A 21,246-nucleotide genomic window follows, 5' to 3' on the forward strand; every position below is an offset into this window, starting at 1 on the left:
GACAGAACAGGCAAAATCCTCACTGATGAATTCATGTTTATTTATTGCTCTGCCAGTGAATGGTGATGCATCGCAGAAGGATAGTGCGCTGTTCTGTTCTACGAATGGCGAAACACCCTATTCGGTTGAGCGCACTGCGGTGATCGCGAAAGCAGTAGCTACGACGGGAGTTGGTGTGGGTTATTTTACATATATGGCCTCAGCTGCACAGACTACCGTTAACCTTGCTGTTGCTGAATAGGCTATTTTAGCATGGCTAAGTCACCATCTGACTTGGCGGCAATGTATACGCAGGCCAAACGCCGCATGACAGCCAGAGACCTCACATTGCTTTAATGCGTAGTTTAAACAGTCACATAAAATAACGCGCATTAAATTAGAAACGATTAATACATGCCAGGTTCTAATTGTATTTGCATCACTACTCCCTTTAGCTAATAAACATCAAGGAGATTGATTATGGCCGAAGTAGATAGTCAGAAGCTTACCTCTGCTGAGTTGAGTTCATTGTTTACACCCGAAGATTATGGCGTGATTGCAAACGATCAAACCTATGCACATACCAACTCACTATGCATTTACAATATGCTGGAGGCAATCCGGACAGCAGGAGGTGGGGTAATTTGGATGAACCCAAATGCAACTTACTGGGTTGACTTTGTTAACTTCATTCCAGGTAATGTTGTTATTTATGCAAACAATGCCACTATCAAACATGTGAATCCTACTTCGGCATATGGGCGCGGTGGTCTGGTAATTGGCAGTAGCAGGGAATGGAATTACGCCACTGCTAAAGCGCTTTATGTTGCCGGAACTTATCCAGGTTCTATCAGCACATCTGGTGTTACGGACCTGCCGCTCGGCACATATCTTAGAGATAATCAGTCTTATGTTCAGGCTCAGAACGTAACAATCCACGACCTGCGAATGGAAGCATATTTCTCCAGTTCAACATCCTGGGGTGGTTATGCGATCAACTGCGTTAATGCGCAGCATGTGAGAATTTACAACCTCAAAACATACGGATGGACTCAGGCATTTAATTTTGGAAACGACTCTTCAACATCATCTCCATCATGCCATGATGTAATGGCATATGGAGTGACTGTTGAACAGGCTGATATGGTGCAGACCTATTATGCACTCGGATTTATTGCCAACTCTACAAACTGCGGTGTTGATGGTGGCACTCTGTTAACTGCAATGACAGCCGGGTCTACAAATGGTTCTGGTGTGGCTACGAACTATGTTGAAAGTGCAATAATCAGGAATATAAAAATTCCAAGCCTTGGGCTTACAACTCAATCAGAAGGGGTTTTATTAAATAATTCCAAAGGAGGGATAGTAGAAAATATCGACATAAGAAACTGCACTAACGTGATATCTACATATTTCACCGTGAGTGGTTACAACGATTCAACCATGCCGAATGTGATAAGGAACATCACAGGGCAGGGGGTAAACATAATTTCAATTTACGCTCAGTATGCACATATTGAATCCTTTGAAGGTGTTGGTAACTTTACCTATGATATTTATTTTGCAAATAATAATGCTGCAAACAACACAATCAGCCAGACACCAAAGGTAATGGGTTTTGGTGGAACTAATCTTGTGTCATGGTTTATTCAGAACAACGTAATAAGTGGCTGGATTCGTAAGTATTTCTATATCCGGCCTGCGGCAATCCTACTTAATGACAAGGCTGATACAACATCATGGAATGATAATATCACCGTTGCGACCAAGAGCGGTACCAACCTCTACTTTGAGTGGCAGATTCCGGAGGGAGTAAAGGCAGTTGATGATATCAGGGCTTATATAACGTTTGGTCCGGGTTCTCAGGATGCAGGGTCAAACTTTGAGATAGCCCTTACACAGATGGTTGCGTATGACGGTAATGCAAACACTGCACCAAATGTACTCTTCAGCAATAGCAAAACAGCCGACGGAAGTACGGGAACAACTTTAGTTGCTCAAATCACGACTGACCTTGGGATGGTTAGATTATCTGACACAAGTAATACGATATCAGGCACTACATATACAGGTCTGGCATATAGCCATTACATACGAATCCGGGCTACATCAAATGTTGCCAATAACGTTTTCAAGCATATGCGAGTTGCGGGGTATAACTAATGACTGGTTCTGAATCAAAACAAGCTTCCATGCTTTATTTTGTAAACGTTAATTATTACACAAACTCTGCGCAGAAGACGGCCATATAATCGGCGATACAACTGCTCACCGCGTAATCCCTGAACACGTACGGGAAAAAGCTAACAGGCTGCCATCTGGCAGCTTTTTTTTGAAAAAAAATCAATTGATTATAAAATCATCTCCCTTGGAGCGATTCCACTCGAAACCGATCTTCTAACACGAATAGCGCCATTTCTGCCATCAGATGGTCGGATTGATGGTATTCAGTGCAATACCAAGCGTCAGCAGACATCGGTGCAGCTAACGCCTATGTGATGAACATCAGCTCCGGTATCCTCTCGCTGAACAGATTGGTATGGATTGAGGCATTATTCTGTTGTTCCTGATTTAACGCTATGCTATTTGCTCTTACGGGTAGACCATCTCATTTCAGTAGTTGATTTTTAGGATCGACGCGGCGTAAAGGCACCGCCCATGTGTTATATCACACATAATTAAAAAAAGGACAGACAGATATTAACTCTTCTGGCGGAACGTAATATTACTGACAGAAAAACGCACCAGTATGGTCAGATGTGCGGTTTAGGTGTCATTTACTACGCAGTTGTCGCATTAAATGACGCCAGCCACGTAGTCTCAGTGACATCAGAAGGCAGATCTGCGAATATCAGAGCGTCAATATTACGGACATAATTGTCTATGATGCGTTCGTTTGAATAGCCATAATCAGGAGTGACAATACAAAGATTATCTGATGTTCGCTGAATTACTAATACAATTGAAACATTCTGCGTCGCTGAATACAGGTTATACTCAGCAGTTGAAGTCGTAAGATACATATAATATTCCTCACATGGAGTTTAAATTCAACTCAATTACTGCGGACAAGGCATCAGTACTGGTGTTGGTAAAACTGATTGAGGTCCCACTGAAGGTGGCGTAACAGAATGAGTGCGGCCAGAGGCCCGTGTTAATCGCTCCCCCGGTATCAATTGCTGCCAGATATAATGTGTCGAACGCATCGCACTTTAAAGCGAAACGGTAGGTTGCTTTTTTCTTAGACGCCAGCATCAGTGTCGCGTGACAGTGAATAGCATCAAAATTTGAATGATAAAAAATACCGGCCGCGAAATCTAATTCACTTCCTGATGTGTTTTGTATTCTTATTTTCTGGTTATTCCAGTAAATTGCTCCCTGGCCAATGCTCACAGGCCAGGTTGCTGGGGAAGTGCCAACAAAGTCGGGGAGGTCCATATTGTTCAGTATCACGGTCCTTGCGGTGCTAGTCTGGTCGATGCGAAGTAATACATATCCTGCGGGTCCTCGTAATATCCAGGAATCAAGCTCCAATTTGGCATCATTTGCAGCCTGAGAATTATTCAATGTTAGCGCATAGGTTGTCACGGTTGCTGCGGTATCAATGTCAAGAAGGTTACCTCTTGCTTTGAATGTTCTCAGGTCACGAAGCTCACCGAGAGCAACAGCGACAGAACCCTTATACCTGATTTCACAATTGTGCATTTCTCTATCCTGGCGGTCATAGAACAGAATTGTTCTGCCAGAGACTGATTCATAGATGCAACCACGCTGAATAATTTTTGCTGAACCAGATGCGTTACTGGTTCGACTTCGGTGGCAGAAAAGTGAGTTTCCTGAAGTATCAAGGACGCGAACCCTGTTCCTCTCAAATATAAGGGAACCATCCTGAATAAGATCCAGGCCTCCATATATCATTTCACCAGCGGCGTCAGTTAAGGCATTTGAGACTGCCGTCCCGGACCTGTCATTTGCCGTTGAGTATCGGTCAACATTGTTATTGGCGAAAACAATGTTCCCCATAGTGATTGCCGCCGCAACCAAATCTGACTCGCTCCCTGTTGCGAAAATAGCAAGCTCACCATTTCGGCAGTTGGTTACATAATTGTTATAGACAAAACAATTTCTTCCACCTTCAATATCTATTCCTACATCAGCGCAATGAGATACGTAATTGTCATGGATGAAAATTTTCTGACCTACAGCACCCCAAATTCCACCACCGTTGTTAAGAGAGGGGTGCGAAACTTTAGTGATGATATTCGATGATATTTCGATGTTGGTGGCTAGCCACCACATGATCCCATGACGAACGCCTTCAATATAATTATTCTGAGCTTTGCAATTTGAACACTTATAAAATTTAACAGGGATTCCTGATGTATTCAGGAACTGACAGTTGAGCACTTCGGCTCCTGTTTTTCCTGTAGGGATAAGAACACCAGCCCCATTGTAGAATATTTCTCTTACCCCATTGAAAATAATGGAACTAATTTTGCTATTGCTCCCAGCTACAAGGCAATGTGACTCTGACCCGGTGATTGTTGTGCCTGTCACATCTGCTGTTAGGGTAATTTCACAACCATTAATTGCCCTGAGACTGGCGTTGTCTGCAAGGATGCCTTCACCAGAAATACCAATTGAAACATCAAGAACTTTACTTCGAGGCTCCTGGCAAAATAGCTTCCATTTTTCCGTCTCATCACCGATGCCTGTGAAGCCATAATCAGAAGCATATAGCTCTATTGAATTAACAAAATCCTTTGCAATCGTTACTTCAACACTCATGCTTCCCCCTGGAATGTGAACTGTATGGATGTACAGCTAAGTTATATACTGTAAATTTATACAGTTCAATATGCAGAGGTGAAAATCATGGACCTCCTGCGCCAGTTAAGTGACTACTTCGGGTGACGCATCGACCTGAACGAGATAATGAATGCCCGCTATGAAGGCACAATCACGGTGGAGACTGTTGGCGGTCGGGTAGTGGTGGACACATCAATCAGATCGGGGCAGGTCCGACGATATAATGTAGGTACCCCATTGCCGTGAAATTCAATCAAACCGCTATTGTGCATTTTTGCGATGATTTACTATGCAGGAAAGCTGTAAATTATCTTTGTAAATCATCGTACTATCTGACTTTCACAACCATCCGGATTGCGCACTAAAGCTTTGCAGGGATGCAAAGAGTTGTTGTATGCTCTGCGTTACCAGATTGGTGACACTTCATACAATTCCACTCTGTGACTTCACTGTCTGGTTGGTTTTTTTGACTCTTTATTGTGACCCCTTGAGCCGTGATCGGGAGGTTTGGATGACAACTTTAGCGCGACGCTCTGTGCAAACGATTAAAAATCGCACGCAGTACGTTGACTCATTTATCGATTCTGAAACTTCAAATGAATTCACTGTGCTTCGTTTAAGTGAGCGCCAGTCCCCTCAGCGTCAACTTTTTATCGTTACACTGAATGACACTCAGGCTGATGGTGAAGTTATTCCATTCGCTGAAATTGCCACGTCATCAACGAACAAACTCCGCTATGTCGTAAAACCTTCAGAACAGTATCCGCAACTGGCGGACGCTCATCTTCTCGACATGATAGAGACAGTTATTACAATCTTTATGAATAAACATTGGAATAATAATATTCACTAATAGGTTCGCAGATATGCCCCCAGACCTGATTGGTAACTACAATAAAGATATTCACATCGAGTTGGATGGCATAAAAAGTCATCTGGAAACGAATTATCTATTTACTCGTGAAGGTGGTCTTTTCCGGGTTGATGAATATGTTCTAAATGGTGGGGCATATCATTACTACCTGGATATTTATTCAATAGGCTGCTCTGAACCTGATTTTTATCTCGACTTCGGCACGGACCTTGATGATCAGGGAATGCGGCACGATGATATCGTTGAAAATCTTTTGTCTCTTAATATGGAAGATGAGCGACGTACCAAAAAAATCGGTCGGGTTGCTTATAAGGATATGTTACTACAGGATAATGGTTTCGTGCTTTCTGCCAAACAGATAAAAAGTGTTGTCATTGACGAAGATTACCGCGCAGCTGGCCTGGCAAGGAATATATACAAAACGTTGACGATGAAGCATGAATATATTGTTTGTGATAATACACAAAGTATCTCCGGCGGATCGTTATGGGCGAGCAGTATCTTAACTATTGGCGAAGTCAGAATTTATGATACGCGCCTGAATGCTTTTGTTGATGTGCTTGCCAAAGAGGGAAAGGCTATTGGAGGATTGATTCCCTGGAGTTGCCAGACGCTCACTGCACAACAAATCGTGGAGTGGGGGCGTTCTTTTAATCCAGACTCCTGCCATCATATCGTTAATGTGCTTAATAAAGATGCACTCTATTGATAAAAAACCACCACCCGGTTTTTCCTTCTCTTTGGGATTATTTTGAATAAGTTACGAGACTTATTAATAATTACTGACCCGCGATGCGGGTTTTTTTATGCCCTTGTAACGCAATTTCTATAGCATGACGGGTTATTGCCAACGCTCAGGTTTAAAAATGTTTTTTCACCGCACCTCTGGCCTGGCTGTGCAGCTGAATTCCTGTCAGGCTAGCGTTTTTGTCCGAAACCATAGAAGGGAATGAAGATGAGTCAGCAACCCGTAGTCGCGGTATTGGGGCTGGGCGCAATGGGCCATGCCTTTGCCGCTAACCTGTTGAAGAAAGGCTTTGTGGTGCAGGGCTGGAACCGCACACGCGCCCGTGGCGAAGATTTAGTGTCTGCCGGACTGCTCCTGAGTGACAGCGCCGTCCAGGCGGTGGACGGGGCGGACGTGGTGATTGCCATGCTGTCTGACGGTGAGACGACGCTCCAGGTCATCAGTGAAGCGCAAGGTGCGTTCAATCAGGGTGCCACGCTGTGCCAGATGGGCACCATTGGGGTAGAGGCGACCGATGCGCTGATTGCGCAGCTGGCAGAAGCGCGTCCGGATATGGTGTTTATCGATGCGCCGGTTTCCGGCACCAAAGCGCCAGCGGAAAACGCGCAGATTCTGGTGATGGCGAGCGGTGATCAGAGCAAAGCCCAGGCGGCAGAACAGGTGTTTGCGGCGATTGGCAAGGGCACCCAATGGTTAGGTGCTGCCGGGGCCAGCTCACGCATGAAGCTGGTGGTTAACAGCTGGCTGATTGGTCTGATGCAGAGCCTGGCGGAAAGTACCCGTCTGGCAGAGCAGTTCGGTTTCAGCACCGACGACCTGTGGAAAGTGCTGGACGGCGGTCCGCTGGCCGCACCTTACGCCAAAATGAAACTCGGTATGATCGCCAGCGGCGACTTCACTCCGCAAATGCATCTGATCTGGGCGTTGAAAGATGCGCGTCTGGCGCTGGATGCCGCCGGTGAGGCAAAACTGCCCGCGCTGGAGAACATCGTGGATGTCTGGCAGCAGGCGGTGGACGCCGGTTATGGCGAACAGGATCTGGCAGCGGTTTATCAGTTCCTGAAGCCGTAATGCGATGACGGCGGTGCTGAACTTCGACTTCACCAGCCGTCCGCTGGTGCCCTATGCCCATGATTATGCCCACGGCGATGCAGAGCCGTGGCATTACCATGACTGCGCCCAGCTGATCCACACCCTGAGCGGCGTGGTGAAAGTGGAGACACAGCACGGCAACTGGATTGTGCCGCCCAGTCGCGGTGTCTGGTTGCCCGCCGGTACGCGGCATGCGTTGCAGATTGTGGGTCAGGTGGCGGCGCGCACGTTGTTTATCGATCCGCTGGCAAGAGCCGACCTGCCTGCCAGCTGCCAGGTGGTGCAGATCTCGCCGTTGCTACGTGAACTGATTGTCAGCGCGATTGCCTTGCCTGCAAGTTACTCAGCGGGCAGCCGTGCCGAGCGGATCTACGAACTGATTCTGGATGAAATCCGGGTGATGGATGTGCTGCCGTTCGGTTTCCCCTGGCCGGAAAGCGCCCGGCTTCTGGCGTTGTGCCAGCAGATCCAGCAACAACCCGGCGAAAATTGGACGCTGGTACGGGCCGCGGCAGAACTGTGTGTGGCGGAGCGCACCCTGGCGCGCCACTTCAGTCGCGAAACCGGTTTGCAGTTCAGCGACTGGGTGCGACGGGTGCGCATCAGTGTCGCTTTAACCCGCCTGGCGCAGGGCGACACGGTGCTGGCGGTGGCGCTGGACCTCGGTTATGACAGCCCCGACGCCTTCAGCGCGATGTTTCGCCGTCTGCTCGGGGTTACGCCAGCGAACTACTTTCCAGCGGCAGAAAAGCGTGGGCGGCGTTAAGCAGCGCCTGTAACGAGGCGCGCGCCACGTCATTGTCGATACCCACACCCCAGGCGCGCTCGCCACGACTATTCACACAACTGAGGTAGGTGACGGAGCGACTGTCACTGCGTTTGCCCAGGGTGTGTTCATGATAATCCTCAATACTCAGCGTCAGGCCATAGCGCTGGCGTAAGGCGGTGACCGCTGCGGACAGCAACCCGTTGCCTTTGCCTTCCAGACTGACCTGCTGTGTCCCTTGCTGCAGCCGGGCTTTCAGGCGCGTTTCCCCTTTCTCATCGCTATGACTTTCTGCTTCCAGCAATCGTCGCGCTGGTTGCGTCAGGCCGTAGTGTTCGCAAAACAGTTGCCACAACGCGTGGTGGGTCATCTCCTGACCATGCGCATCGGTCTGCTGCTGCACGATGCGGCTGAAGTCCTGTTGCAGGCCGCGCGGCAATTGCAGGCCGTGGTTCTGCTCCAGCAGCCAGGCGGCACCGCCTTTGCCGGATTGGCTGTTAACGCGGATCACTGCTTCATAGCTGCAACCGATATCCGCCGGATCGAGCGGCAGATACGGCATTTGCCAGATTGTTTCTTCACGTTCAGCACGCTCGGCAAACCCTTTGCGAATCGCATCCTGATGCGAGCCGGAGAACGCGGTAAACACCAGCTCACCGGCATAAGGGTGGCGTGGATGCACCGGCAACTGGTTACAGCGCGTCACCACTTCCAGCACTTGCTGGATATCGCTGAAATCGAGCTGCGGGGCCACTCCCTGGGTATAGAGATTCAGCGCCAGCGTGACGATGTCCACGTTACCGGTGCGTTCACCGTTACCGAACAGGCAGCCTTCAACCCGATTGGCACCGGCCAGCAAAGCCAGCTCGGCGCAGGCGATGCCGGTGCCGCGATCGTTATGCGGATGCACGCTGATGCTCACCTGCGCGCGCTGGCTGAAGTGGCGGCAGAAATATTCAATCTGGTCGGCATAGACATTCGGCGTATTCACTTCAACGGTCGCGGGCAGGTTGATGATCATCGGGCGTTGCGCACCAGGTTGCCAGATGGCCGCCACCGCTTCACAAATCTCCAGCGCGAATTCCGGTTCGGTAAAGCAGAAGGTTTCCGGCGAATACTGGAAGGTCCATGCGGTGTCCGGCTGGCTTTCACAGCGGGCGCGGATCTGGCGTGCACCGGCGCAGGCCAGTTCAATAATCTCCGCTTTGCTCTGGCGAAACACGCGCTCACGAAACAGCGGGGCGGTGGCGTTGTACAGATGGACGATGGCACGCGGTGCGCCGCGCAGCGCGGCAAACGTCCGGTCGATCAGATCGGCGCGTGCCTGGGTCAGTACCTGAATCGCGACATCGTCAGGGATGTGGCGCTGTTCAATCAGCAGGCGCACAAAGTCGAAGTCAGTTTGCGAGGCGGCAGGAAAGGCCACTTCAATCTCTTTAAATCCGCAGCGCACCAGCAGTTGCCAGAACTCCAGTTTGCGTGCGCTGTCCATCGGCGTCGCCAGGGCCTGATTGCCGTCGCGCAGATCAGTGGAAAGCCAGCGCGGTGCCTGGGTCAACTGGCGTGATGGCCACTGGCGTTCCGGCAGGTCAATCACCGGGTAAGGACGATATTTTTCAGCGGGTTGGGTAAGCATAGGGGTTCTCCTTAGGGTCTGCTGTCAGTCTCGCTGAAGTCATCCCGCTGCGGCTCGCCCATTGCTGACAACCACCCGTGCAAAACTGACAATTAAGACGCCACAGCCACCCCGCTTATGCACCACCTGTTTATAATTTAGAACTGAACAAAATCGGACCGGTCGGTAGGCCGGTTGGCGACCCGCCTTTTGGCTCAAGACTGATGGCTATCGAAGCATTATTCAATGGATTCAAGCCGTTTAAAGCAAAGTCACTGGTGGCCTCGCTGTTCACTAAGCCCAGCGACACAGGTGCTTTGCCTGCCGGGATTAGCCAGAGCTGCAGGCTTCGGTCGGGTTCGACGTTAACCTGGCCGAGTGGAAAGAGGCTGATCCTGTCCTGGTGACTGTTGGTGCTCACAACCCATTGTCCGGTACGCTGGGCATTATCCAGCACCGTTAGCGGCGTCAGGGCGGGTTCTCTGTAGAGGTAAGCTGAGACCAGTACCGCAATGGAAATACCCGCAGCAGCAAGCCAGGGAAGGAAACGCCTCTGCGGTGTAACCTTGTTTCTGGCAGGAAGGGCAAGGGAAATTCTCTTCCATATGACGTCAGGCGGTTTGACAGGGATAAGATGGTTATCCATCCCGGCCAGCAGAGACTCCCATCGGAATACACGCTCAGCCAGTTGAGCTTCATTCAACATCCTTCGCTGAAAGCGGATTCTGGCGCCCCCTTGCAATGTCCCCAGCGCATATTCTGCCGCCAGTGATTCATCAAGTTTGTCTCGTTCGCTCATAACCCAACGCACTCCCGAAGGTGTTCCATGCCGCGACGAATCCAGCTTTTTACCGATCCGACAGGCTGCTGTAGCCAGTCGGCGATATCCGTATGCGACATGCCCTGATAATAGGCGAGTGATATGCTCTGACGCTGCTCACTGCTTAAATGTTTCAGGCAATGATGTAGCCGCGCAACCCGCTCGGCATCCTGATTATCCTGATGTTCAGCAACCGCTGGCGTTATCTGATCTTCAACATATTCTTCGTCCGCACGGAACTGCCGGACATATCCACTTCGCAGCCAGTCAATACAGCGGTTGCGAACGATGTGCGTCATCCATGTCAGCGGCGAACTCAGGGTGCTATTAAAAGATGCCGCATTGTTCCAGACGGTGATAAAGCAGTCATGCAGGACTTCTTCTGCCCAGGGACGGTGGCGCAGCATACGCAGTGCAATCGCGAACAGATGTGGTGAGGTGAGTCGGTAGAGCTGTTCAAAGGCAGAGCGGTCGCCATCCGCAACCGCCCTGAGTAACGTTTTTTGCTGCTCAGCCTGAATTGAATCCATATTCTTTCCGGATGGTTTCACTTCCCGTTCGGAGTATAGACAATTACTTCGGCATCAGAACGTTATCAATCACATCAATCACGCCGTTTTTCTGGTTGACGTCATAGGTACTGATATTCGCGACATTACCTTGTCCGTCCTTCAGCTGGATGTTATGCGGACCATTATTCATGATCCACACAGGCTGACCGTTCACGGTTTTTAGTTCAGCGTGACCACCGCCTTGTTTAATTTTTTGTTCCAGCGCCTTCATATCATATTTCCCGGCAACCACATGATAGGTCAACACGCTGGTCAGTTTGGCTTTGTTTTCGGGCTTGAGCAGGTTATCGACCGCTCCTGCGGGTAATTTGGCGAAGGCGGCATTTGTCGGCGCGAATACGGTGAACGGACCTTTGCCCTGTAACGTATCAACGAGGCCTGCGGCCTTCACTGCGGCGACGAGCGTGGTATGGTCTTTTGAATTTACAGCATTTTCAATGATGTTCTTTTGGGGATACATTGCAGCGCCTCCAACCATGACAGAGTCATTGTTCATTGCCGCGCTAACGCCCGTTGCAATGAAAAGTGCTGCGGATACGACGGTAAGGCTGATTAACTTTTTCATCATATACCCTCATTGAAGGAGCAAAGAAGTTGCTCACGATCGGATATACGAGTGGGAAGGGGTAATGGATGCAGCTGAAAATGACTTTTTTGTGCGCCGCGATTTGGCGAAAGCGCGGCAGACGCGTAGCATAGCCCCTATGTTATCCCGTTGTTATCAGGCTATGCCTCTTTCAATTTTCGATGGTCACAACGACCTGCTGCTTAACCTGTGGCTGCATCATCGTGATGCGCCCGCTCAGGCATTTTTCTCCGGTATAGAAAATGGACACCTCGACTTCCCGCGTATGCAGCAGGGCAGTTTTGCCGGTGGCCTGTTTGCGCTGTTCGTCCCGCCGCAACGTTATATCGAGCAGGTTGCGCCCCAGCGGGCGCAGGAGCGCTGGTCGCCGCTGGAAATCCTCTGGCAGCAGCTGGCGATCCTCAAAACGCTGGTGGCTGAATCGCAGGGCCGCGCCCGCTTATGTCTGACCCACGCCGATATCGCCGCCTGCCGGGCGCAAGGGGTGCTGGCGCTGGTGGCGCATATCGAAGGGGCCGATGGTTTTGATGGCGAAGGTGAAACGCTGGCCGCGTTTTATCAGGCTGGCGTACGCAGCATCGGACCGTTCTGGAATCTGCCCAACCGCTTTGGTGTGGGCGTCACCGGTAACTTCCCCGGCTCACCGGACAGCGGCCCCGGTTTAACCGCAGCGGGCGCAGCGTTGATTGCCGCTGCGAATCAGCATCGCATGCTGATTGACGTTTCCCATATGAACGCTAACGCGTTTTGGGATACCGCGCGTTTATCCTCTGCGCCGCTGGTGGCGACGCATTCCAATGCCCATGCGCTGTGCCCGCAGCCGCGCAATCTCACCGATGATCAGCTGCGCGCCATCCGCGACAGTGGCGGCGTGGTGGGGGTCAATTTTGGCAACGCTTTTCTGCGTGCCGATGGTAAACGCGACACCGACACGCCACTGATCGAAATTGTTAAACATGTTGATCATTTAATCGCGATAATGGGCCGCGATCATGTGGCCTTTGGCTCCGATTTCGATGGCATCAGCGCGCCAGAGGCGTTGAAAGATGTTTCCGGGTTGCCACAGCTTTGCGCCTTGTTGCGCGAAAATGGCTATGATCAGGCGATACTTGAGCAAATTACCTGGGGCAACTGGCAGCGGGTGCTGAAACAGATTTGGGGGGAATAACACAATTCCCTTACCTAATCGGGGTTGATCTGTTCGTCACATTGGCGCAACATCAGCCCGCGTTGTGTATTGCGATCGGGATCACAGATCCTGGCGCAAGCATTCCATGCAGAGTTCGCTCTGCGTTAAGAGACTTAGAGGAAGAATATTATGTGGAAAAAACCTGAATTTGTTGACCTGCGTCTGGGCCTGGAAGTGACTCTGTACATCTCCAACCGCTAAGACTTCTGCCCGCCACCTGCGCGGGCATTTTGTTTTCCTTCTCCGGTCATTTCTCATGTTTATTAAAGTTCTCGGTTCGGCGGCGGGCGGTGGTTTTCCGCAGTGGAACTGTAACTGCGCCAATTGCAGCGGCCTGCGCAATGGCACGATCCAGGCTCAGGCACGCACGCAGTCATCGATTATTGTCAGCGATAACGGTGAAGATTGGGTGCTGTGTAACGCCTCTCCCGATATCAGCCAGCAGATTGCCCACACGCCAGAACTGAATAAAAAGGGCGTCCTGCGCGGCACGGCGATTGGCAGCATCATTCTTACCGACAGCCAGATCGACCATACCACCGGCTTACTCAGCCTGCGTGAAGGTTGCCCGCATCAGGTCTGGTGCACCCCCGAAGTGCACGCCGATCTCACCAGCGGCTTCCCGATTTTCACCATGCTGCAACACTGGAATGGTGGTTTGCAGCATCATGCGCTGACACCGCTGGAACCGTTCCGCGTTGATGTCTGCCGCAATCTTGAATTCACCGCCATCCCGATCCTGAGCAACGCGCCGCCGTATTCGCCATTCCGCGATCGTCCGCTGCCGGGCCATAACGTGGCGTTGTTTATTACTAACCACGCCAATGGTCAGACGCTGCTGTATGCGCCGGGCCTCGGTGAACCGGATGCGGTAATTATGCCGTGGCTGCAAAAAGCCGATTGCCTGCTGATTGACGGTACCGTCTGGCAGGATGACGAGCTGCTGACCACCGGCGTCGGTAAAAATACCGGCAAAGCCATGGGCCATTTAGCGCTTTCCTCAGCCCAGGGCATGATGGCGCTGCTGGGGTCATTACCGGCTAAACGCAAAATTTTGATTCATATTAACAACACCAATCCCATCCTGAACGAGCAGTCACCGCAGCGCCAGTTCCTGACGCAGCAGGGCATTGAAGTGAGCTGGGATGGAATGGCGATTCATCTGCAGGAGTCTTCATCGTGATCATTACTGAAGCCCTGACGCCAGCCGCCTTTGAACAGGCACTGCGCGCCAAAGGTGCCTATTATCATATTCATCACCCGTACCATATCGCCATGCACAACGGCGAAGCGACGCCGGAGCAAATTAAAGGCTGGGTGGCGAACCGTTTTTATTACCAGACCAATATCCCGCTGAAAGATGCAGCGATCATGGCGAACTGCCCGGACCCGGCGACGCGACGTAAATGGGTGCAGCGTATTCTCGATCATGATGGCAGCAACGGTCATGAAGGCGGCATTGAAGCCTGGCTGCAACTGGGCGAAGCGGTAGGGCTGACGCGTGAAGAATTGCTGTCTGAGCAGCATGTGCTGCCTGGCGTGCGTTTTGCGGTGGATGCTTACGTCAACTTTGCCCGCCGGGCCAACTGGCAGGAAGCGGCCTGTAGCTCGCTGACCGAGCTGTTTGCACCGCAGATCCACCAGTCGCGTCTCGACAGCTGGCCACAGCACTATCCGTGGATTAAAGAGGAAGGTTATTTCTACTTCCGCAGCCGCCTGAGCCAGGCGAATCGCGATGTGGAGCACGGTCTGGCGCTGGCGCTGGAGATTTTTACCAGCGCTGAGCAACAGAATCGGATGCTGGAGATTCTGCAATTTAAACTCGACATCCTGTGGACCATGCTTGATGCCATGACCATGGCCTATGCGTTGCAACGTCCGCCTTATCATACGGTCACCGACAAGGCGGCCTGGCACACCACCAGACTGGTATAACAACATGAAAGATAACCTGATCCCTGCTTTCCGTCGCGGCTATCGTCTGCAATGGGAACCCGCGCAGGAGAGCCATGTGGTGCTCTATCCGGAAGGGATGGCGAAACTGAATGAAACCGCCACCGCTATTCTGGAGCTGGTAACGGGCAAACAGGATGTCGCCGCCATTATCGCTACGCTGAATGCTCGCTTCCCGGAAGCGGGCGGCGTGGATGAAGACGTGAAAGCGTTTTTGCAGTCAGCCGTTGAACAAAAATGGATCCAGTGTCGTGAACCCGAATAAACCAGGCATTACGCCGCCGCTGTGGCTGCTGGCCGAGCTAACCTATCGCTGCCCGTTGCAGTGTCCGTACTGCTCGAATCCGCTCGATTTTGCTCAGCAGGAAAAAGAGCTGACCACTGAACAGTGGATTGAGGTGTTCCGCCAGGCACGCGCCATGGGCAGCGTGCAGCTCGGTTTTTCCGGTGGCGAACCCCTGACGCGTAAAGATTTGCCGGAGTTGATCAAGGCCGCGCGCGATCTCGGTTTCTACACCAACCTGATCACCTCAGGCATTGGCCTGACACAGAACAAGCTTGATGCCTTTGCTGACGCCGGTCTGGATCATATCCAGATCAGCTTCCAGGCCAGCGATGAAACGCTGAACGCCGCGCTGGCTGGCTCGAAAAAAGCCTTCCAGCAGAAGCTGGAAATGGCAAAAGCGGTAAAAGCGCACGGCTATCCAATGGTGCTGAACTTCGTGCTGCATCGCCACAACATCGACCAAATCGATAAAATTATCGATCTGTGTATCGAACTGGAAGCGGATGACGTGGAACTGGCAACCTGTCAGTTTTATGGCTGGGCGCACATCAACCGTCAGGGCCTGCTGCCGACGCGTGAGCAAATCGCGCGCGCCGAAGCCATCGTGGCGCAATATCGCCAGCGCATGGCGGCCAGCGGTAACCTCACCAATCTGCTGTTTGTCACGCCGGATTATTACGAAGAGCGTCCGAAAGGCTGCATGGGTGGCTGGGGATCGATCTTCCTGAGCGTCACGCCGGAAGGCACGGCGCTGCCATGTCATAGTGCACGTCAGCTGCCGGTGGAATTCCCATCCGTGCTGGAGCGCAGCCTGGATGATATCTGGTATAACTCGTTCGGTTTTAACCGTTACCGGGGTTATGACTGGATGCCGGAGCCGTGCCGTTCCTGTGACGAGAAAGAGAAGGACTTCGGTGGTTGTCGTTGCCAGGCCTATATGCTGACTGGCAATGCCGACAACGCCGACCCGGTGTGCAGCAAGTCACCGCATCACGACAAAATTCTCGAAGCCCGGCGTGAAGCCAGCTGTAGCGATATCAAAATCGCCCAGCTGCAATTCCGCAACCGCACCAATTCACAGCTGATCTACAAGCAGCGCATTCTGTGATGACCACGCGCAGCCTGCGGCTGAAGAACGGCCTGTGCTGCCATTTGCATCATCAGCCCGATGCCCGCGCCGCCGCAGCGCTGCTGCGCGTGGAGGCGGGCAGCTTGCAGGAACCGGACCGCTGGCCGGGGCTGGCACATTTGCTGGAGCATCTGCTGTTTTGTGGCAGTGAGGGCATCACAGACGATCAGCGTCTGATGCCCTGGGTGCAGCAGCAGGGCGGTCAGGTTAATGCCACTACGCAGCTCAGTCAGAGCGCCTTTTTCTTTCAGGTTCCCGCCAGTGAACTGGAAGCAGGGGTGGCGCGGCTGGTGGCTATGTTGGCGGCACCGTTACTGACGCCCGCAGCGATTACGCAGGAAAGCGCGGTGATCGACGCCGAGTATCGCTTGTTGCAGCGTCATGCGGAAACCCTGAGCGAGGCAGCGTTGCTGGATATGCTGGTGGCGCCACGTGAATTTCAGCGTTTTCGCGTCGGCAGCCTGGCCGTGTTTGGTGACAATGTCACCAGGCTGCGCCAGGCGCTTTGCGCCTTCCATCAGCAGTTCTATGTCGCGGGCAATATGACGTTGTGGTTGCAGGGGCCGCAAACGCTGGATGAGCTGGCGACGCTGGCGGAACGTTATGGTCAGCAGCTGTTATCTGGCGCGTTACAGGCGTCACCGGTATCCCCACAACCGGCCGCGCTGCGCCAGCGCCTGCTTCAGCTACCCGGCAGCGAAAGCTGCTGGCTGACGCTGCTGTTGCCGGGTGAGATGGCATCGTTGCGCGATGAAATCAGCCAGTTACGTCGTTTCTGGCTGGATGACGCGGCTGGCAGCCTGCTGGCACAATTACGTGCTGCGGGGCTGTGTGAAGATCTGAGTGTGCAGTGGCTGTGGCGCGATACGCAGCACAGCTGGCTGGCGCTCAAATTCAGCGGGCAAACCCTGACAACGCAGCAGGCACAGCATATTCAGCATCACTTCCGCCAGCATCTGCACGCTCTGACGCAAAGCAGTCCGGCGCAACGTCAGCATTATCAACAGCTGGCGCGGGAGGATTTCAGCCAACTGTCGCCGCTGGAACAACTGCGCGGTCGCGCGCTGGGTTTTGCGCCGGACGCATCCTGTGACTTTTCCCGCGTGCTTAACGCCTTGCAACAGACGCCCCCGCTGGTGCTGTTGACGCAACGCCAGTTGGCGACTAAATCGCATCAAACCCAGGGATTCAGCTTATCGGTTGCTGACTGGCCGACAGAGGCCAGCCAGCACGTAGCAAGTTTACCGTTCTGGTTTTATCCGCAGGCAGAGGCGCAAGCTTCCCGTGCGCTGCCTGACCGTGTCTTTCCGTTACTGAACGTGGACCCGGTTCAGCCGCTGGAGACCTTGCTACTGCGTCCGGCGTTTTACCAGCCTTGCAGCGATGAAGATGGCGAGGCGCGTCAGCGTTTGCTGCGTCCGGTGCTGGCTGCGCTACGTCATGCAGGCGGGCGTGGCAGTTGGCAGCTGATACAGGGCATCTGGCAACTGGTCATGCACCTCCCCAACGATGACGATGCTGCGCTTGCGGCGGTGACTCAGGTGGTGCAGGTGCTCAATATGCCCCTGGAACCTCAACCCGTCAGGGCTGCGGCAGGCATTGCGATTCGCCAGTTATTATCGGCATTGCCGCAGCAGTTGATCACCCCGCGATCCTCAGTGGGCTGGCAGGCTGCCTGGTGCGGCCAAAGTACCGCGTTGCGTGCTGATGTCGCGCGGGTGCTGAGTGATCTCCCGCAGGGGGCGACCACCTCGGCAGCTCGCTTAAACCAGGGTGTGACGGCCATCCCGTGCACAGGCAGCGATCAGGCGCTGCTGGTGTTTATCCCGCTGAGCGAGGCTGATGATGACGCGCTGGCGGCATTACGCGCGCTGGCGTTGATCTATGAACCGCGTTTTTTTCAGCAGTTACGCGTGGAGCAGCAGATCGGTTATGTGGTGACGGCGCGTTATCAGCGTGTGGCAGATGTTGATGGCATCCTGCTGGCGTTGCAGTCGCCCGATATTCCCTGGCGCGAACTGCTTGGCCATTGCAAACGCTTTCTGCGCACGCTGGATATCTCTGCCGCGCCATTTGAAGCTTTGCAGCAGTCGCTGCTGCAATGTGTCGTGAGTGACAATGCGGATGCTGCACTGAGTGCGCTGCGTCAGCAGCAGGGTTTACCCGAACTGACCAGCACGGCGATCCGCCAGCTGGAAGGGGCGCAATTGCAGCACTTGCATCAGCGCCTGCTGCGGCAACGTCGGCGCTGGCGGATTTTATTGGCGATAGGCCAGCCATGAAACTGTCGCTGGTGTGAATTGTTTCATATTGATATTGCTGAATTTTTTTGAAAATTTCGTCCAAAACTCTTCACTGTTCCCGCGCCGCATAATCCCGGACACTCTTCGGTATATTCTGAACCAAGAGGAACAACTGGTGAAAAACGTTACCCGCTTTGCGCTGCCCCTGCTGGCCGCTGCCACTCTGTATGCACCGCTGTCTCAGGCTGCTGCCATGCACTACGATCTGAACCCGGAACACACGTCAGTGATTGTGACCTGGACCCATTTCGGTTTCTCGCATCCGACTGCGGATATCCCGAACAGCAAAGGCACCCTGGTGTTTGATAAAGACCATCCGGATCAGTCACGCGTTGACGTTACGCTGCCAGTCAGCCAGATCGACACCCACGTCCCGGCACTGACCAAAGAATTCCTCGGCAAAGAGTATTTCGATACCGCGAAATATCCTTCAGCGGTATTCCACAGCACCAAAGTGGTGGCGAAGGGCGACAACAAGTTTGATGTAGAAGGGAATCTGACCTTGAAAGGCATCACCAAACCGGTAACGCTGCACGCCACGCTGAACCAGCAGGGCGAGCATCCGATGGTGAAGAAACAGGCGATTGGTTTTGATGCCACCGGCACCATCAAGCGCTCTGACTTTAAGCTGGATAAATACGTGCCAGCAGTCAGCGACGATGTGACGCTGACCATTTCGACTGAAGCGTACGCGAAATAATCGTCACTATCGCGCGGTGTTGTAAAACCCGCGCGATAAATCGCGTCGCTACCAGGCCGTGCAGGCCCGAGCCTTTAATTATTCCGCCCAGAACTTCTTCTTACTGGTTTTGCCGATGCCTGGATTACAGGTGTTGGTGGGATCGAGCTGTTTCCAGTGCTCCACATGTTCGCAGGATGCGTGATATAAATGGCCGACGTTATGTTCTGCCGGATACTTCGCCCCGCGCTGCTCCAGATACACTTTCACCGCTTCTTTGAACGCCTTCGCATCCACACCCGCCTTCAGCACATAATCCTGATGATTGACGTAGCAAAAGAAATGCCCGCAGCAGGAGTCTACCTGTACCTGCTCAGCCAGATGGTCCGGCAGGGTTAAGCGCCATGCATCGTCATTACGGCGCAGCGCCACGTCGAATGCCACCAGACGCTCATTCGGGTTATAACCGAGGGCATCACAATAGGAGATGGTGCAGCCGCCCACGCCAAAACGCACCAGAAAGGCATCCGCCGCTTCGCGCGCATCGCAGTGGAAAAAGCCGCCGCTGTGGCTGGCGAAAAACGTCTCCAGCAAGGTCTGCAATTCAGCGGTTTGCGCCGATTCCACCTTAATCATCAGATGATGTTCATATTCGCTGCGGTAATCCATGATGCGCGGTGCCACGAAGCGCGGCGTGATCTGGTTGAAGAATTGCAGCACCCGATCAACAAAATTGCGTGGCAGAAATTTCAGATGGCTGACGCGCACATCCCATTTGGCTTTATTCGCCATCAGGCGCGGCAGCGCCTGCGGACCGAGCTTACGAATCGCCAGATACATATGCTTGGCGTAGCGCACGGTGAGATCAAAGGCGTGGCGATGGATGTACTCCGCCTGCACCGGTAACTCGCTCATCTGCGTCAGCAGATAGCGGCGCAGGGCCACCAGCACCGCTTCATCATTGGTGCCGATATAGAAGGTGTCGCTGCCTGCACTGGCTTCAAAGGTGGGGAGACGGACAGCAAATACCACCACTTTGCCTGCACTGCCGGAGCTGTCATGCAGATAACGAATATCACCGTTAAAGCGGGAAGGGCTGTCGGCGGTGACGTCACGCAGGCGCTCGGCGTAATCCTCCGCCCAGATTTTGCCCTGCCAGTCCGGCTGCTCGCCGGTCTGATACTGCTGGCGGGTCAGATTGTCCAGCATGGCTTCCGGCGTGTCTCCGAGGTCAATACCCAGATGGTTGACCATCTCCAGTCGGCCATCGTCATGTATGCGGGCAAATAACGATTTCTCGGTAAATGCCGGGCCGCGACGAATCAGCGAACCGCCGGAGTTGTTGCAGATGCCGCCGACCACGGACGCACCAATGCATGAAGAACCAATCACCGAGTGCGGTTCGCGCCCGAGCGGTTGCAGAGTCTGCTCCAGCTCCGTCAGGGTCGTACCAGGGAAAGCAATCACCTGACGAGCCTCGTCGATCACCTGCACACCTTTCAACTGGCGTGTGCTGACAATCACCACTTCACGATCATAATCGTTGCCATCCGGCGTAGAGCCGCCGGTCACGCCGGTATTCGACGCCTGCATCAGAATAATGGCGTTATGCGCCACGCATACCTGAAGAATTTGCCACAGTTGCGGCAATGTCTGGGGCAGCACCACGGCCAGCGCGTCACCGCGCCCAACGCGGAATCCTTTGGTGTACCAGGCTTTATCATCAGAATGGGTTAACAGCTGTTTTTCACCTACCACGTCACTCAGTTGACGCAACATTTCCTGCGGGGATGTCATGTTTTCTCTTCTGTGTCATGTGTCTGCTGGGTTATTGGACAGGCGCAGA

General features: G+C 52.9%; 19 protein-coding genes. 13 read left to right on the forward strand and 6 right to left on the reverse strand.

Annotated features, from left to right (window positions below; genetic code table 11):
- The first annotated feature begins 459 nt into the window (after positions 1 to 459).
- Positions 460 to 2,142 (forward strand): hypothetical protein, encoded by a 1,683-nt coding sequence (locus tag HA50_RS09175; protein ID WP_244193568.1) that lies wholly within the window; start codon positions 460 to 462, stop codon positions 2,140 to 2,142.
- A gap of 870 nt (positions 2,143 to 3,012) precedes the next feature.
- On the opposite strand, the gene HA50_RS09180 is transcribed toward HA50_RS09175, so the two are convergent.
- Positions 3,013 to 4,767 carry a right-handed parallel beta-helix repeat-containing protein gene (locus HA50_RS09180; RefSeq protein WP_084874493.1) on the reverse strand — a complete coding sequence of 585 codons (1,755 nt, stop codon included), beginning with the start codon at positions 4,765 to 4,767 and terminating at the stop codon, positions 3,013 to 3,015.
- Between the two features lie 532 nt (positions 4,768 to 5,299).
- On the opposite strand from HA50_RS09180, the gene HA50_RS09185 reads away from it, so the two are divergent.
- The 4 genes from HA50_RS09185 (at position 5,300) to HA50_RS09200 (ending at position 8,268) form a co-directional block, all read left to right on the forward strand.
- Positions 5,300 to 5,641 carry a hypothetical protein gene (locus HA50_RS09185; RefSeq protein WP_084874496.1) on the forward strand — a complete coding sequence of 114 codons (342 nt, stop codon included), beginning with the start codon at positions 5,300 to 5,302 and terminating at the stop codon, positions 5,639 to 5,641.
- Positions 5,642 to 5,654: 13 nt separating this feature from the next.
- Positions 5,655 to 6,371: a hypothetical protein gene (locus HA50_RS09190; protein WP_084874499.1), complete on the forward strand. Its 717-nt coding sequence runs from the start codon at positions 5,655 to 5,657 to the stop codon at positions 6,369 to 6,371.
- A 246-nt stretch (positions 6,372 to 6,617) separates the two neighbouring features.
- Complete coding sequence (locus HA50_RS09195) at positions 6,618 to 7,481, forward strand: NAD(P)-dependent oxidoreductase (RefSeq protein ID WP_084874502.1); 864 nt, start codon at positions 6,618 to 6,620, stop codon at positions 7,479 to 7,481.
- Between the two features lie 4 nt (positions 7,482 to 7,485).
- Entirely contained in the window at positions 7,486 to 8,268 is a 783-nt protein-coding gene (locus tag HA50_RS09200) for an AraC family transcriptional regulator (RefSeq protein WP_084874504.1), read from the forward strand.
- On the opposite strand, the gene leuA is transcribed toward HA50_RS09200, so the two are convergent.
- The 4 genes from leuA to HA50_RS09220 all read right to left on the reverse strand — a co-directional run bounded on the left by leuA (position 8,219) and on the right by HA50_RS09220 (position 11,840).
- Positions 8,219 to 9,904, reverse strand: a complete 1,686-nt coding sequence (leuA, locus tag HA50_RS09205) for a 2-isopropylmalate synthase (protein ID WP_084874507.1) — start codon at positions 9,902 to 9,904, stop codon at positions 8,219 to 8,221. The genes HA50_RS09200 and leuA overlap by 50 nt on opposite strands.
- A 130-nt stretch (positions 9,905 to 10,034) precedes the next feature.
- Entirely contained in the window at positions 10,035 to 10,682 is a 648-nt protein-coding gene (locus HA50_RS09210; protein WP_084874510.1) for an anti-sigma factor, read from the reverse strand.
- Positions 10,679 to 11,233: an RNA polymerase sigma factor gene (locus HA50_RS09215; protein WP_084874513.1), complete on the reverse strand. Its 555-nt coding sequence runs from the start codon at positions 11,231 to 11,233 to the stop codon at positions 10,679 to 10,681. Before HA50_RS09215 ends, HA50_RS09210 begins: the two co-directional genes overlap by 4 nt.
- 43 nt (positions 11,234 to 11,276) lie before the next feature.
- Positions 11,277 to 11,840 (reverse strand): fasciclin domain-containing protein, encoded by a 564-nt coding sequence (locus tag HA50_RS09220; RefSeq protein WP_084878437.1) that lies wholly within the window; start codon positions 11,838 to 11,840, stop codon positions 11,277 to 11,279.
- A gap of 163 nt (positions 11,841 to 12,003) precedes the next feature.
- Here HA50_RS09220 and HA50_RS09225 point away from each other — a divergent pair, with 163 nt between their 5' ends.
- The 8 genes from HA50_RS09225 (at position 12,004) to HA50_RS09260 (ending at position 19,421) form a co-directional block, all read left to right on the forward strand.
- Positions 12,004 to 13,029: a dipeptidase gene (locus HA50_RS09225; RefSeq protein WP_084878440.1), complete on the forward strand. Its 1,026-nt coding sequence runs from the start codon at positions 12,004 to 12,006 to the stop codon at positions 13,027 to 13,029.
- A 150-nt stretch (positions 13,030 to 13,179) separates the two neighbouring features.
- Positions 13,180 to 13,251: a pyrroloquinoline quinone precursor peptide PqqA gene (pqqA, locus tag HA50_RS09230; RefSeq protein ID WP_010617686.1), complete on the forward strand. Its 72-nt coding sequence runs from the start codon at positions 13,180 to 13,182 to the stop codon at positions 13,249 to 13,251.
- 55 nt (positions 13,252 to 13,306) lie between these two features.
- A complete protein-coding gene (gene pqqB / locus HA50_RS09235) occupies positions 13,307 to 14,233 on the forward strand; it encodes a pyrroloquinoline quinone biosynthesis protein PqqB (protein ID WP_084874515.1) in 927 nt (308 codons plus the stop codon).
- Positions 14,230 to 14,985: a pyrroloquinoline-quinone synthase PqqC gene (pqqC, locus tag HA50_RS09240; protein WP_084874518.1), complete on the forward strand. Its 756-nt coding sequence runs from the start codon at positions 14,230 to 14,232 to the stop codon at positions 14,983 to 14,985. The genes pqqB and pqqC overlap by 4 nt, the downstream gene beginning before the upstream one ends.
- Before the next feature lie 4 nt (positions 14,986 to 14,989).
- Positions 14,990 to 15,268: a pyrroloquinoline quinone biosynthesis peptide chaperone PqqD gene (gene pqqD, locus HA50_RS09245; RefSeq protein ID WP_084874521.1), complete on the forward strand. Its 279-nt coding sequence runs from the start codon at positions 14,990 to 14,992 to the stop codon at positions 15,266 to 15,268.
- Entirely contained in the window at positions 15,255 to 16,397 is a 1,143-nt protein-coding gene (gene pqqE / locus HA50_RS09250) for a pyrroloquinoline quinone biosynthesis protein PqqE (protein ID WP_084874524.1), read from the forward strand. Before pqqD ends, pqqE begins: the two co-directional genes overlap by 14 nt.
- Positions 16,397 to 18,700, forward strand: a complete 2,304-nt coding sequence (gene pqqF, locus HA50_RS09255) for a pyrroloquinoline quinone biosynthesis protein PqqF (protein WP_084874527.1) — start codon at positions 16,397 to 16,399, stop codon at positions 18,698 to 18,700. The genes pqqE and pqqF overlap by 1 nt, the downstream gene beginning before the upstream one ends.
- Before the next feature lie 136 nt (positions 18,701 to 18,836).
- Positions 18,837 to 19,421 (forward strand): YceI family protein, encoded by a 585-nt coding sequence (locus tag HA50_RS09260; RefSeq protein ID WP_084878442.1) that lies wholly within the window; start codon positions 18,837 to 18,839, stop codon positions 19,419 to 19,421.
- Between the two features lie 78 nt (positions 19,422 to 19,499).
- Here the strand turns inward: HA50_RS09260 and dld are convergent, their stop codons facing one another.
- Positions 19,500 to 21,197, reverse strand: a complete 1,698-nt coding sequence (gene dld / locus HA50_RS09265; protein ID WP_084874530.1) for a D-lactate dehydrogenase — start codon at positions 21,195 to 21,197, stop codon at positions 19,500 to 19,502.
- Positions 21,198 to 21,246 lie beyond the last annotated feature (49 nt).

Origin of the sequence: Pantoea cypripedii (genome assembly GCF_002095535.1) — a bacterium.
Lineage (GTDB): Bacteria > Pseudomonadota > Gammaproteobacteria > Enterobacterales > Enterobacteriaceae > Pantoea > Pantoea cypripedii.